General features: G+C 33.1%; 12 protein-coding genes. All 12 read right to left on the bottom strand.

The features are described from left to right. Positions 1-10 precede the first annotated feature (10 nt). The 12 genes from rbsD to LQ673_RS08910 all read right to left on the bottom strand — a co-directional run bounded on the left by rbsD (position 11) and on the right by LQ673_RS08910 (position 12,703). A complete protein-coding gene (gene rbsD / locus LQ673_RS08965) occupies positions 11-400 on the bottom strand; it encodes a D-ribose pyranase (RefSeq protein WP_191836467.1) in 390 nt (129 codons plus the stop codon). Continuing rightward, positions 393-1,274, bottom strand: coding sequence for a ribokinase (gene rbsK / locus LQ673_RS08960; protein WP_126477245.1), 882 nt, complete (start codon positions 1,272-1,274; stop codon positions 393-395). The genes rbsD and rbsK overlap by 8 nt, the downstream gene beginning before the upstream one ends. Position 1,275: 1 nt before the next feature. Further along, positions 1,276-2,241: a LacI family DNA-binding transcriptional regulator gene (locus LQ673_RS08955; RefSeq protein ID WP_025906408.1), complete on the bottom strand. Its 966-nt coding sequence runs from the start codon at positions 2,239-2,241 to the stop codon at positions 1,276-1,278. Positions 2,242-2,307: 66 nt separating this feature from the next. Then, positions 2,308-2,715 (bottom strand): thiol-disulfide oxidoreductase DCC family protein, encoded by a 408-nt coding sequence (locus LQ673_RS08950; RefSeq protein ID WP_239705389.1) that lies wholly within the window; start codon positions 2,713-2,715, stop codon positions 2,308-2,310. Positions 2,716-3,033: 318 nt separating this feature from the next. Beyond that, positions 3,034-4,458 (bottom strand): Na+/H+ antiporter NhaC, encoded by a 1,425-nt coding sequence (nhaC, locus tag LQ673_RS08945; protein ID WP_126477244.1) that lies wholly within the window; start codon positions 4,456-4,458, stop codon positions 3,034-3,036. A 127-nt stretch (positions 4,459-4,585) separates the two neighbouring features. Then, a complete protein-coding gene (locus LQ673_RS08940; RefSeq protein WP_037588985.1) occupies positions 4,586-4,945 on the bottom strand; it encodes a transcriptional regulator, SarA/Rot family in 360 nt (119 codons plus the stop codon). 242 nt (positions 4,946-5,187) lie between these two features. Continuing rightward, the gene (locus tag LQ673_RS08935; protein ID WP_126477243.1) at positions 5,188-6,561 is read right to left on the bottom strand and encodes an alanine/glycine:cation symporter family protein; all 1,374 of its coding nucleotides are present in this window, start codon (positions 6,559-6,561) and stop codon (positions 5,188-5,190) included. A gap of 140 nt (positions 6,562-6,701) precedes the next feature. Continuing rightward, a complete protein-coding gene (locus tag LQ673_RS08930) occupies positions 6,702-8,072 on the bottom strand; it encodes an EVE domain-containing protein (protein WP_126477242.1) in 1,371 nt (456 codons plus the stop codon). 214 nt (positions 8,073-8,286) lie between these two features. Next, the gene (locus LQ673_RS08925) at positions 8,287-9,303 is read right to left on the bottom strand and encodes a LysM peptidoglycan-binding domain-containing protein (protein WP_126477241.1); all 1,017 of its coding nucleotides are present in this window, start codon (positions 9,301-9,303) and stop codon (positions 8,287-8,289) included. Positions 9,304-9,806: 503 nt separating this feature from the next. Next, entirely contained in the window at positions 9,807-10,037 is a 231-nt protein-coding gene (locus tag LQ673_RS08920; RefSeq protein ID WP_048541014.1) for a hypothetical protein, read from the bottom strand. A gap of 15 nt (positions 10,038-10,052) precedes the next feature. Then, positions 10,053-10,994: a mannose-6-phosphate isomerase, class I gene (manA, locus tag LQ673_RS08915; protein ID WP_239705387.1), complete on the bottom strand. Its 942-nt coding sequence runs from the start codon at positions 10,992-10,994 to the stop codon at positions 10,053-10,055. 173 nt (positions 10,995-11,167) lie between these two features. Continuing rightward, positions 11,168-12,703, bottom strand: a complete 1,536-nt coding sequence (locus LQ673_RS08910; RefSeq protein WP_037588991.1) for an AbgT family transporter — start codon at positions 12,701-12,703, stop codon at positions 11,168-11,170. Positions 12,704-13,105: the final 402 nt, after the last annotated feature.

The following is a 13,105-nucleotide window of genomic DNA, read 5'->3' as shown; positions in this document are numbered from 1 at the left end:
AAATCCCTCCTTAAAATAAAACATCACTTTCTAATATGACGTTTGCATATGGTGTTGCTTCCCCTGTTCTTATAATTGCGACAGTATCTTGTGTTAATTTTTTAAATGCTTCGTGTGATACAAATTCTCTTTCAACATCTGTTTCTTGAATCTTTTCATAAAGTGTTGAATTATCCGTCTTCATTTCTTCTGCAAAAATCATTTTCTGTACAGACATATGTTCTAACAAAATAGCGTAAACGCTTTCAAAACTTGGTACACCAAAAGTCAGTGCTAAATCAATTTTTCGCACGCCTTTCGGTACTGGTAAACCACAATCTGCTATCACAATACAATCAGTATGACCAAGATCGCTTAATACTTTAGAAATTTCACTGTTTAATATCCCTGTCTTATACATGCCATTCTCCTTCAATATCTTGTAATGTTGGCATTCCGCCTTGTGCACCTAATCCAGTTACTGAATGACTTGCTGCTAAATTAGCAAATGCTAATGCTTGATCTAAGCTGTATTCTTTTTGAAGCGCTACTGCAAATGCACCATTAAATGTATCGCCAGCACCAGTCGTATCTTTCACTTCACGTTTATAACCTGGTACTTGAACTTTTTCTTTACCATTATGATAAGCTGCACCTTTATCTCCTAAAGTTACAATCAATTTCATTGGATAAGCAGCTAACGCTTCATCTAATTCACCTTTAAACATCTCATCACTTTCTGTTTCGTTAGGTGTTAAGTAATCAACTTTTTCGATAACAGTGTTGCTTACTTCTCTATACGGTGCAGGATTCAGAATTGAAATCAAACCATGTTCTGAACAATATTTAACCGCAAATTCAACTGTTTCACTTGGAATTTCTTGTTGTAATAAAACGATATCGCCTTCTGACAATGCTTCTAGATGTTTTTTAACATAGTCTGGTGTCACTTCATTGTTAGCTGAAGGTACGACAATAATACTATTATCTTGTTCAGATAATGTTATATGTGCTGTTCCTGATGGCATTTGTGTAACGGGTTCCACACCATCCACAATAACGTGATTTTTTTGAAGATTTTCGTATATTTCTTTACCAAAATCATCATCACCAACTCTACCAATCATATGTACGTTATCCCCTAATCTTGCAGCTGCGACTGCTTGGTTTGCACCTTTCCCACCAGGTGTTGTAAAGAAATCGTCCCCAAGAATTGTTTCTCCTTTACCTGGTCTTTTAGACGCTGATACAACTAAATCTATAGACATACTTCCGATAACTGTTATTTTCTTCATATTAATCTCTCCTTGTTGATTGTCTTTCCACTAAAGTAACATCTAATATTTGATGATGTTCTCTTTGTTTACCTTCCAACTGTTTAATTAATTGTTGGCATGCTTTTTGACCAATTAAATAAGCAGGTTGATGAATCGTTGTTAAACTTGGTGAATATGTACGTGATAACGGTATATCATCATAACCAACCACTTGTATATCATCGGGCACTTTGTATTGATGATTATAAAGAATACTCATGACGTTAAATGCGCCAACATCATTACTACAAATAATGCTATCAATGTCGTGTTCTTTAATTAAGTTAAGCAAATCATCTTCTGTTAAAGATAATTCATTAGCTGAAACATACGTGATACCCGCTTCATCTAACATTAACTTCGCACCATTGAATCGCTCTCTAAATGATTTGTAATTTAAATCTTGTTCTAAAATAAGAACAGATTGTGCTTTACCGTTAATCACTGCCTGAGCTTGAAGTTGTCCACCTTTGTAATGATTTGTTTCAACAAATTCATGATCTTCGTACACACGGTCTAATAGAACAAAAGGCATATTATAAGATTTAAATGAATCAAAAGTTTCCTTACTCGATAATTGTGAAGCAATAATACCACTACAATTATGTACGTTAAATGTATTTAAATACGCAAGTTCCTTCTCATCATTACCATCACCATTTCCAATAATGATATGATAGCCCATCGCCATCGCTTCATCTTCAACACCTCTAGCAACTACTGTAAAAAAAGGGTTACTCATATCTGGTAACAATAGTCCTATCATTCTAGATTGTCGTTTATATAAAGTTCTTGCTGTTTCATTAGGTCGATAATTTAATTCTTGAATTGCTTTATCAATTTTATCTTGTGTTTCCTTCTTAACATAACCACTTTTATTAAGCGCTCTAGATACAGTAGCAACAGATACTCCTGCATGTTGCGCAACTTGTTTAATTGTTGCCATACTTCAACTTCCTTTTGTGTAACCGTTTACACAAAAGGATATCACGCAATCTTTATTTATGCAATATTAATTTAAAAAATATTTTCTTTCTTCAGGTGTCGGTAATCGACAAGCATTTTTCAAAATCACTTTATGTCTGATTTTGGCAAATGCATCATAGCTAACATCTCGTACAAATTTCGGTATCCATTTCAAAGTCCATCCTAAAAATTGATAGCCTTTTATTTGGCCTAATAAATGAATAATCGCGTTTGATTTAATCCATACTTTGTCGCCATCTACAACAATAATACTATCTATATTTTGCAAATCAGGTCGCGCTTCAAATAAATGATCACCATATGAAGATTCCAGTTGAGCAAATTGAAAACGATGTGAAATCTTATGATGAATTAACCACATCACAGCACGATTACAGTATCCACAATCCCCATCATAATAAACAATAGCGATAACAATCACTCCAATCATCATTTTCTTAAACGTAACACGACAGTATGATAAATAAAAGTTTTATGGACACAATTTCGAATAATGTCCCTAATGGAAGTTCTTAGAGACACAATTCTGAATAATGTCCCTAACGGTGGCTCTTACGGACACAATTTCGAATAATGTCCCTAACGGTGGCTCTTACGGACACAATTTCGAATAATGTCCCTAACATGGGCTCTTAGAGACACAATTTCGAATAATGTCCCTAACGGTGGCTCTTACGGACACAATTCTGAATAATGTCCCTAACAAAAAGTGCTAGGACTTTTCTGTCCTAGCACTTCATCATTTCTATTATTAAACAGCTTGCTTTTTAAATGCTTTATATTCTTCTTCGTTAATTTTGATAATTTTAAATCCTACATATCCAAAGATGACAGATATGATTGGTACCGTATAGTTGAATACTGCATAAATGCCATAATCTAATACGTTCACATTCAATGTTTGGGCAATAAATACCCCACATGTATTCCACAAGAAGAATACGGATGTTACTGTACCACCGTCTTCAAGTGCACGTGATAAGTTTTTCGGATGTAGTCTTCTTTCTAAAAATGTATTAATGTACATTCTTGAAGGTACTACAATCGATATGTATTGTTCTGAACATGAAGCGTTCGTACCTATACATGAAATAATAACAGATGCTATTAAACCACCAGTACCTTTTGCGATTTTTAAGATTTTTGTAATGATTGATTTTAGCATGCCTGAATATTCAAGAATGCCTCCAAATGTCATCGCAACGATAGTCATTGAAATTGTATAGAACATGGATTCTAATCCACCTCTATTGAACAATTCTTTGACTAAATCATTTTTAGATTCTAATACAAATCCAGTTTGTAATGTCTTCACACTGTCATGTAGACTTCCACCTTGAATAAATATTTGCGATAAAAATCCTAAAACAATACCGACAACTAATGCTGGTATTGCAGGTACTTTAAATGCAACTAATATAATAACTATTACAGGTACGAGCAACAACCACGGTGAAATTGTAAATTTGTCTAGCATTTCATTATTGATGGCATCAATTTTTGCTTGGTCCATATTACCAGCTGAAAATTGTTGTCCTAAAATAAAAAATACAATTAATGAAATAATAACGGCAGGTACTGTCGTATAGAACATGTGTTTAATATGATCAAATAAATCTGTACCTGTTAGACCTGCTGCTAAGTTTGTCGTATCTGATAATGGGCTCATCTTATCACCAAAGTATGATCCAGATATAATAGCACCTGCTATCATGCCTGCTGGTATATCCATACTTAATCCAATTCCCATACCAGCTACACCAACTGTTGCCATTGTTGACCAACTACTACCAATAGCTAATGCTACGATTGCACAAATAACTGCGATGGTTACTAAAAATAATGACGGCGTTATTAATTTCAATCCATAGTAAATCATTGTGGCTACTACGCCTCCACCTATCCAAGCACCAATGATTAAACCAACTAAAATGATAATGACGATTGCTGGTAAGGCTAGTCTAATACCTTTATACATCATTTCTTCGATGTCTTGCCAACTATACCCATGATAGTAAGCTACAATTGCAGCAATTGCTGTTCCTATCATTAACGGTATGTGCGGAGCTTGCTCTAAAACGACTACCGTAAATAACATACTGATAATCATAAATAAAAATGGCACAACGGCCCAAAAGAAACTAATTTCTTTCTTAGATGTACTATTATTCTCCATAGATAACCTCCTAAAAATAAAGCGCTTACATTTATAATTTTAATAGTTTATGCAACATATTACAATCCCATAATGACAAAGCCTGGACAAATATTTTGTACCAGGCTCATACTTATAAATTATATAATTATTCATTTAACATATATATGACTTCTTGCATAATTTCATTGAATTCTTCTTTGAACTCATTGTTAAAACGTAAAATTACTGCTCGTTCGTCTGATTTTAAGCGATTTTTTAATATGTATCTTTTCTCAAATAAACGTTTAATCGCTCTCGCTGATTTATTTTGTTTAATATAGCCTTTTTCAATAGCATCTTTAAGATGCACTTCTTCCACTTCGTTTAATTTCATTAAAAAGAAAAATTCATGCTTCTTTAGACCATACTTTTGTTCAATAACTAAAAAGATATTATCAATTTTATTTTGCTGATCGAAAAATTCTGAACATGTTGAAATTGCTTCTGAATAAGATTGAGTCTTCATAGTTTTACCTCCTGTTTCCCGTGAATTTGATTTTCTTAAAATAATTTTAACACAAAATTAAATAACATCAATATGGAATTTAAATATATATTTGACAATTTATGTATTTTTCTCGTGGTTAATTATCAAACTGAAATCACTAACTCACAAAGTATATAGAAGTACTATTATTTTACAAATAAAAAAAGATTATAACTGTAATCGTTATAATCTTTTTCTTGTATTCAATTAATTGTAGATATTTACTTTTTAGCTTTATCTTTTAAGTAGAATTCTTTTCCTGTAAAGAATTCTGTAGTTAAACTTTTAACTTTAGGTGCTAACATCACGACTGCGATAATATTCGGAATCAATATACATGCAAGCGCGATATCTAATAAATTCCAAAGTTGTGTACCTGCACCGAATGCACCAAGCGCGATTGAGAGTACATAAACAACCTTCATAATAAAGCCTGCTGTTAAGCCAAATAAATATTCTGCCATTCTTGATCCATAGTATATAACTACGATGATTGTTGAGAATACGAAGAAGACCATTGAAATAGATACAATCCAACTTCCAAATGTTCCAAATGCATTATTAAAGGCACGAGCTGTCAGTGCAGCGGATTGTTCTTTAGCATCATTATCTTTCCATACATCTGATACTAAAACGACAAACGCTGTCGTACTACAGATGATTAATGTATCTACAACGATTTCACTAACACTCCAGAATGCCTGTCTTACAGGATGGTCAGTCTTTGCAGCAGCATGCGCAATTGGTGACGTACCAAGACCCGCTTCGTTTGAATAAATACCACGTGCAAATCCCCAACGTACTGTTGTGGCTAAAGCAGCACCGAAACTACCACCTAATGCTGCATCTGGATTAAATGCTTTCTCAACAACTAACGCAATTACACTAGGCACATGTTGAATATTCAGTATGATAATCAAGAATCCCATAATACAATATAAACCGACCATAACCGGTACGATCATTTCGGTAAATGTTGCAATACGCTGAATACCACCAAATACAACTAAAGCAGCAATAACAGCTAACACGATTCCTGTTATACCCATATGAATATCGAATGTATCTTGAACAGTACTTGCAGCTGAATTCCCTTGTACCATAATACTTGGGATAAGTTCAAGCATTAAAGCAAATGCAAATACAAATGAAAATACTAATCCGACTTTTTTATTTTTGAAACCTTTTTTCATATAATATGTAGGTCCACCAACAAATTCTCCTTTATCGTTTTTCTCACGATAATATATACCTAGTACGTTTTCGGAATATTTTAATGCCATTCCTAGAAATGCGATTACTAACATCCAAAATACTGCACCAGGTCCACCCATCATAATGGCTGTAGGTACACCGACAATGTTTGCCGCACCTACTGTTGATGATAAAGCTGACGTTAACGCTTGCCTCGGCGTAATTGTACCTTCACCTTTAGGTTCTTTATTAATACTTCCAAAAGTTTGTTTCATCATATAACCAAAATGTCTAAATTGTATTAATCCTAAATACAATGTTAAAAATAAACTTGATACTAATAAAAGTGTGACGATTGGATACCCCCATAACCAATCTGAGAATGCTACGATTTTCTCCATAAAATGACCCCTTTGCAATTTTATTTGTGAAATATTAACCAAGCATAATTCTATATTACAGAATATTCAGCAATTTATAAACCTTTAAAAAAATAAAAACGGAATAAAATCTTAAGTGTTAAGATTTTATTCCGTCTATTTTATCCTACATGTAATACTCTACAATGTTTTAAGAATTGATGTGAATATTGTTCTTTTATGTCTTCAATCGAGCCGTAACATAAACCAATCATGCGCCATTTAGGATTATGACGATAGAATGAGTCTTTTTCTAAACTCCACTTCACCATCTTACCTTCATGATTATATCTTGGTAATGTCATTTCATGACCATCAAGCACATTTAAGAATAATTGAAAGATTTCTGGATCTATTCTTTCAAACTGGTCAATCACAAGCCATTCTCTTTCTGAGTTCGTAATATGTCCTGTAATGAAACCTTCTCTATAATATAAAGCGCCACTTTCATTTGGTAAATATCGACCGTATAACATTTCTTCTGAGAAATCAGGATGACCTACTGTATATATACCTTTCGCAAGTTCACGTTCAACATAATGTTTCGCTTTTTTCAAACCGTCTTCTTTATTGTCACAGAGCATTAAAATAATAGGTTTATCTTTTTTAGGTTCATTTTCCTGATCACGTTGAACAGACATCTCATATTGATTACTAGAACTTTCTTTGTACGTCCCGTTACTCATATCTAACATCGCATCATATTGTGCTTTTGTTAAATTAGCAATAGATTGTTTCGAACTATCTTGTAAGAAATATAATTTCTTTAACGTTTGATGTCTATTTAATTCGCCAATATTCACAGGGTTAATATCTTCATGATATTTAACTTCAATACATGTAGAATCTGTTCTACCTGGTTGTGGTGGCAATTTATGTATACTATCTGACACTTCCCCAGTTCCGATAATGGACTGATTAGCATTTCTACTTAAAAATATTATTTGGTCTCCTATTTCCAACTGAGTATAGTACGTATAACCATTTCTCTTTATACCATTTACAGTATGTGTAAATATTGTATACGTTTGATCTGGTTCAAATTGAATTTCTTCTGTAAGTAAAAAATACCTAGGAATTTTTATAGCGCCTTGTCCTAACCCTATAATTAAATCGAATTCTTCTTTCGTAATGCGATTAAACAATTGTTCTGTCATTTGTTTAATTCTAGATTCTAATTGTTCACTTCTCTTTAAATATTCAATTGATAACATTGTTAAAGATTGCTCAAACTTAAATTGGATACTTACTTTTTGATTGCCACCCGTTTGAACTTGTAAGATTTCACCGAATCCAAGTAAGCCGACTTGATTTTGCACTTGATAATAAATGACTTTATCTCCTGGTTTAGCTGTCTTAAATGCATGATAACCTTGCGTTGGATTAAAGCTTGCACCTGATTCAAACACTGCAGTTTGGCCTTCTAATGGTTCCGTATGACGCCACCTATTATATCCACAATTTAACCAAAAGTAGTTTCTTTCTTCAGACATATGTATACTCCTTAATATCTATAATGATCGATTTTCATAATGATGTTTACTTTGATATCTTAATTTTATTTTCATATAAAAATTACGCTTAAAATTTACTTTTTTAACAACACATTAATATTAACATTGTATAAGACATTCACACTCATGTCTATGTTTACAATTATAAAAAAAGAGCCGAGGACACATCATAATGTCCAAGACTCTTCAATGATTAATGTATATAATTATAACTTGAAACTTGAGAAGCTGGTATCGTTCTGTATGTTAGTACACCTGGTGATGAACTAAAGTTCATTTCTGATACTTGAAGGCTTCCGTTTGAATTAATTCTTTCAACAAATGATACATGACCATAATAGCCAGCTGATGATTGAAGGATTGATCCTACTGAAGGTGTACGATTTACAACATAACCATCTTTAGCAGCAGCACTTGCCCAATTGTTTGCATTCCACCAATAAGTACTAATTGGTTTACCTATAGCTTTACGACGGTTAAATACATGCCATGTACATTGACCCCAGTCGTATAAATTTTGATGATTGAATGTCGGTGATGTGTAACCACTGTTGTTATTTGAATTAGAAGTAGAACCTGAACTTGATGCTGTTCCACTTACTTTTAATTTTTGTCCCGGATAAATGATAAAGTTTGATAAACCATTTAATGACATAATTTTTTGGTATGTCGTTCCATATCTAGCTGCAATCGCTGATAGTGAATCTCCTGACTTAACTGTATAAGTAGAAGTGCTACCTGAAGCATTAGACGCTCCACTGTTACTAGAGCTACCCGTGTTACTACTAGAACTTGCTGTTCCATTAACTTTTAATTTTTGTCCCGGATAAATAATCGTGTTACTTAACCCATTCAATGACATAATTTTTTGATACGTCGTACCATATTTACCAGCAATAACCCCTAATGTATCTCCCGATTTTACTGTGTAATATGTCGTTGATGAAGTTGAAGTAGCTCTTGAGCTCGTGTTCGATGTACTTGATGAATTTGAAGTACCAGGAACTTGTAATACTTGATTAGGGAAAATAAGATTTGAACTTAATTTATTTAAGCTTTTAATTTTCGCAATCGTCGTATTATGCTTATCAGCAATCAGCCATAAAGAATCTCCACTTTTAACTTTATAAGTTGCTGCTTCCGCTTGATGAGAAGATACTGCAACTGCAACCGAAGCACCAACAAATGCCGCTATTGTCTTTTTCTTCAAAATAACTTACCTCCATCTTCTTACAGTTTATTTATGAATTCTTATTAATTATACACCGTAATCTTTACCGTTTATATTACAGTTTTATTTCATTTTCATTAATCCTATAATAGTATATTACTTTTAAAGATTAATTAGAAAATGAACAAATATAATAAATCGCATATTATAAATAGCGCAAGATAATTTGGACGTGGGTAGGAAGGTAATATGTGTGAGTGTTCGTGCGAGACACCCTGATTTTGTACCTTAGCGCACGATATCTCCGAGTCTTCGTGCGTTACACCCTTATTTTGTACCTTAGCGCACGATATCTCCGAGTCTTCGTGCGTTACACCCTGATTTTGTACCCTAGCGCACGATATCTCCGAGTCTTCGTGCGTTACACCCTGATTTTGTACCCTAGCGCACGATATCTCCGAGTCTTCGTGCGATATTACCCTATCATACATAAAAACAGTAGAAATTCTTTTACAGAATTTCTACTGTTGATTTATTATGCTTTATACGATCAACGATAACCCTGCTAAGCATGGCATAAGATTGACTAATATGCCGCCTATTTTGAGTCCTGCTGATATGTCTTTGTCTTTTAATGTAGAGATTGCAAGTATTAAACCAATTAACGCAATGATAAATGGAATGACTGGCGTTGGATACTTAGGCATTCCGAAAAATAAACCTAATCCTGCAATAACTGCACATACTAATGATAAATATAGAAATTTTTTCATTTGATAGACTCCAATCTACACATAACTAATGATGACTTCTAATTCACCATTTATGTGATTATCTAAATCATCTGCTGTCATGATTAAATGATCGCCTTTTTCTACTTCAAATACATTACCATCTGTAATGATTTCTCCGCTTCCAGCTATCACACTTACTAAGCAATAGTCTCTAGGTTTTCTAAAATTAAACGTCCCACTAATTTCCCATTTAGCAACTGTAAAGAATTCGCTTTCGATTAATAATGTGCCTTTTTGGTCTTCATCATCAATCTTTTTAGGTGGTACATTTGGACTTTGTGCACCAACAGTTATAACGTCGATACTCTTATCTAAATGAAGTTCTCTTTTCTTGCCGTCTTTATCAATTCTGTCATAATCATAAATTCTATAAGTTGTATCAGAATTTTGTTGTGTTTCTAGAATCATAATACCGCTACCTATTGCGTGAACTGTTCCACTAGGTACATAGAAGAAGTCGCCTTTTTCTACTTTTACGCGTTTAAATAAATGATCCCAATCTTCGTTCTGAATAAATTCTTCTAATTGTTGTTTTGTATTTGCATATGTACCATATATAATTTCTGCATCTTCTTTAGCATCTATAATATACCAACATTCTGTCTTACCAAATTCACCGTTTTCATGTTCATGTGCATATGTATCATCAGGATGTACTTGTACAGATAGTTGTTCATTTGCATCAAGAATCTTAGTTAATAATGGGAACTTTTCTTCTGTAGGATTACCGAAAAGTTCTGGGTGATTTAACCAAACTTCATCTAAAGTTTGTCCTTTATATGGACCATTTGCGATTTCGTTTGGCCCATTTACATGTGCAGATATCCCCCAACATTCACCGATTCGTCCTTCAGGCAGGTTATATCCCATATTTTCTAAATTTCTACCACCCCATATACGTTCTTTGAATACAGGCTTTAAAATTAATGGAGACATTCAATCATCCTTTTCTAATTGTTGTTATATATTGTATACCGCTTATTTTTATAATCGTTTTAATGTACCAATGGTGATTGTACCATAACGACACTATATTGTGGAATACTCATAACACAGATAGATTGAATTTATAACTATTAATAATTTTATAATTATTAAAATGTATAATACTATTTATTCAAATGAATATCTCCACCTGGTCCTAATGGAAAGCCCAGTAAGAACCAAATAATCATGAATAACGGCCAAACGATTCCTAACACAATTGAATATGGCATTAAACTTGAAATCAATGTACCTAGTTTCATATTTTTATCATACTTTTGAGCATATGAAAGTAATAATGGTAAGTATGGCATCATTGGTGTAATCGGATTTGTAATAGAGTCTCCGATACGATAAACCATTTGTGTAAATGCTGGATGATAGCCCAATAACATAAACATTGGTATAAAGATTGGTGCTAATATTGCCCATTTAGCTGAAGCACTTCCGATTAATAAATTGATCAGACTACTTAGAATGATAAATCCAATAATTAAGATGACCCCATTTTGACCTTGCAATAATTCTGCACCTTTTACAGAAATGACAATACCTAGATTACTCCATTCTAAATATGCTAAAAGTTGAGCTGCAAAGAATACAATAACGATAAAGCTACCCATTGTGGACATGGAATCTGATAACATTTTTCCTAAATCTTTTGTATTTGAGATTTTCCCTGAAAGAATACCATATACAAAACCAGGCACGAAAAAGATAACTAATATAATGATACCTACACCATCCATCAATGGTGCTTTATCAATTAAACTACCTGTCTTTGGATTTCTTAACCATCCATTTTCAGGAATTGCTAAAGCAAGTAATAACGCTACAACAATAAAGAAACTAATATTCGCAAACTTCAATGCTTTACTTTCTTTTGCACTAATTTCATTATCATCACTTTGATCCTCAGAACCTTCATCAGGTTTGTATGTACCTAAACGTGGAATAACGACTTTCATACTGACATAATAAATTGCTGGTAATAAGATGATTGTTGATGCTGCAATAAAATACCAGTTCATTGCTACATTTAAACTGATGTCTTTATCAATGATTTCAGCTGCTGGTTTCGTAAACGCATATACTAACGCATCACTCATACCTAACGTAACGTTCGCAGCAAATGCACCTAGTGCTGAGGCATAAGCCATCGCAAGTCCAGCAATCGGATGATAACCTAACTTTATAAAGACTAACGCTGTTAATGGCGGTAACACAACTGGTGCTGCATCTCCTGCAGCATTACCGATAATACCTACAAATATAATAATGGGAACAATAATTTTTCTAGGTGCTTTTTGAACAACTTGGATCATTAACTTATCAAAATAACCCGTCTTCTCAGCAACACCTATACCTAACATAACAGCAAGGACTAAGCCTAACGCAGGAAACTCTGAAAAATTCGTGATAGATTCACTAATAATTTTTCCAAAACCTTCTCTAGAAATTAAATTTGTAACTTCTACAGTCTTCCCAGTTGCAGGACTTTCCACTTTTATGTGAAATAATGAAATAAACCAAGACAGAAATATTAACGCTGCACATAAGAAGAAAAATAGTATACTCGGATCGGGCAGTCTATTTCCTGCTCTTTCTATTAAATTTAGAAATCTATTAATGATTGAAACTTTTTCTTTTGTTTGATTCATATATTATCCTCCCATAAGTAAATTAAAAACAGTATATCAAACTGTGTTTATTTTTTGAAGGTTCTGATAATTTTACAAATGTTTTGATAACAAGTCTTTATATAAAATTTTAAATCACATTTAAGTGTAAATTTGGCATCTTTTTTTAAGAATTAACATTGATAAAGTGCACCGTTGACCTTATACTAAGTATACAGATGATAAGTTGTAATAAATGTACTTCATTTTCGAATAGACATCATGCAATTTATTATTAACTGTAAGAAGTCTTTATATATGATTATGAAATGGAACGGATGGGGTTACATACCCTAAAGCGATAAGCCTCCTGAAGCTTATCGCTTTTAATTTTGCATAAAATAAAAAACTGCTATCATGTCTCTGTTAGAGGTTAATAGCAGT

The organism is Mammaliicoccus sp. O-M54 (genome assembly GCF_022386035.1).
GTDB classification, from domain to species: domain Bacteria; phylum Bacillota; class Bacilli; order Staphylococcales; family Staphylococcaceae; genus Mammaliicoccus; species Mammaliicoccus sciuri_A.
This window is presented reverse-complemented; position numbering and strand designations above follow the sequence as displayed.

Excerpts from the sequence above, each read along its gene's own strand:
- rbsD (WP_191836467.1), bottom strand. The coding sequence starts at position 400 with ATGTATAAGACAGGGATATTAAACAGTGAAATTTCTAAAGTATTAAGC.
- rbsK (WP_126477245.1), bottom strand. The coding sequence starts at position 1,274 with ATGAAGAAAATAACAGTTATCGGAAGTATGTCTATAGATTTAGTTGTA.
- LQ673_RS08955 (WP_025906408.1), bottom strand. The coding sequence starts at position 2,241 with ATGGCAACAATTAAACAAGTTGCGCAACATGCAGGAGTATCTGTTGCT.
- LQ673_RS08950 (WP_239705389.1), bottom strand. The coding sequence starts at position 2,715 with ATGATGATTGGAGTGATTGTTATCGCTATTGTTTATTATGATGGGGAT.
- nhaC (WP_126477244.1), bottom strand. The coding sequence starts at position 4,458 with ATGGAGAATAATAGTACATCTAAGAAAGAAATTAGTTTCTTTTGGGCC.
- LQ673_RS08940 (WP_037588985.1), bottom strand. The coding sequence starts at position 4,945 with ATGAAGACTCAATCTTATTCAGAAGCAATTTCAACATGTTCAGAATTT.
- LQ673_RS08935 (WP_126477243.1), bottom strand. The coding sequence starts at position 6,561 with ATGGAGAAAATCGTAGCATTCTCAGATTGGTTATGGGGGTATCCAATC.
- LQ673_RS08930 (WP_126477242.1), bottom strand. The coding sequence starts at position 8,072 with ATGTCTGAAGAAAGAAACTACTTTTGGTTAAATTGTGGATATAATAGG.
- LQ673_RS08920 (WP_048541014.1), bottom strand. The coding sequence starts at position 10,037 with ATGAAAAAATTTCTATATTTATCATTAGTATGTGCAGTTATTGCAGGA.
- manA (WP_239705387.1), bottom strand. The coding sequence starts at position 10,994 with ATGTCTCCATTAATTTTAAAGCCTGTATTCAAAGAACGTATATGGGGT.
- LQ673_RS08910 (WP_037588991.1), bottom strand. The coding sequence starts at position 12,703 with ATGAATCAAACAAAAGAAAAAGTTTCAATCATTAATAGATTTCTAAAT.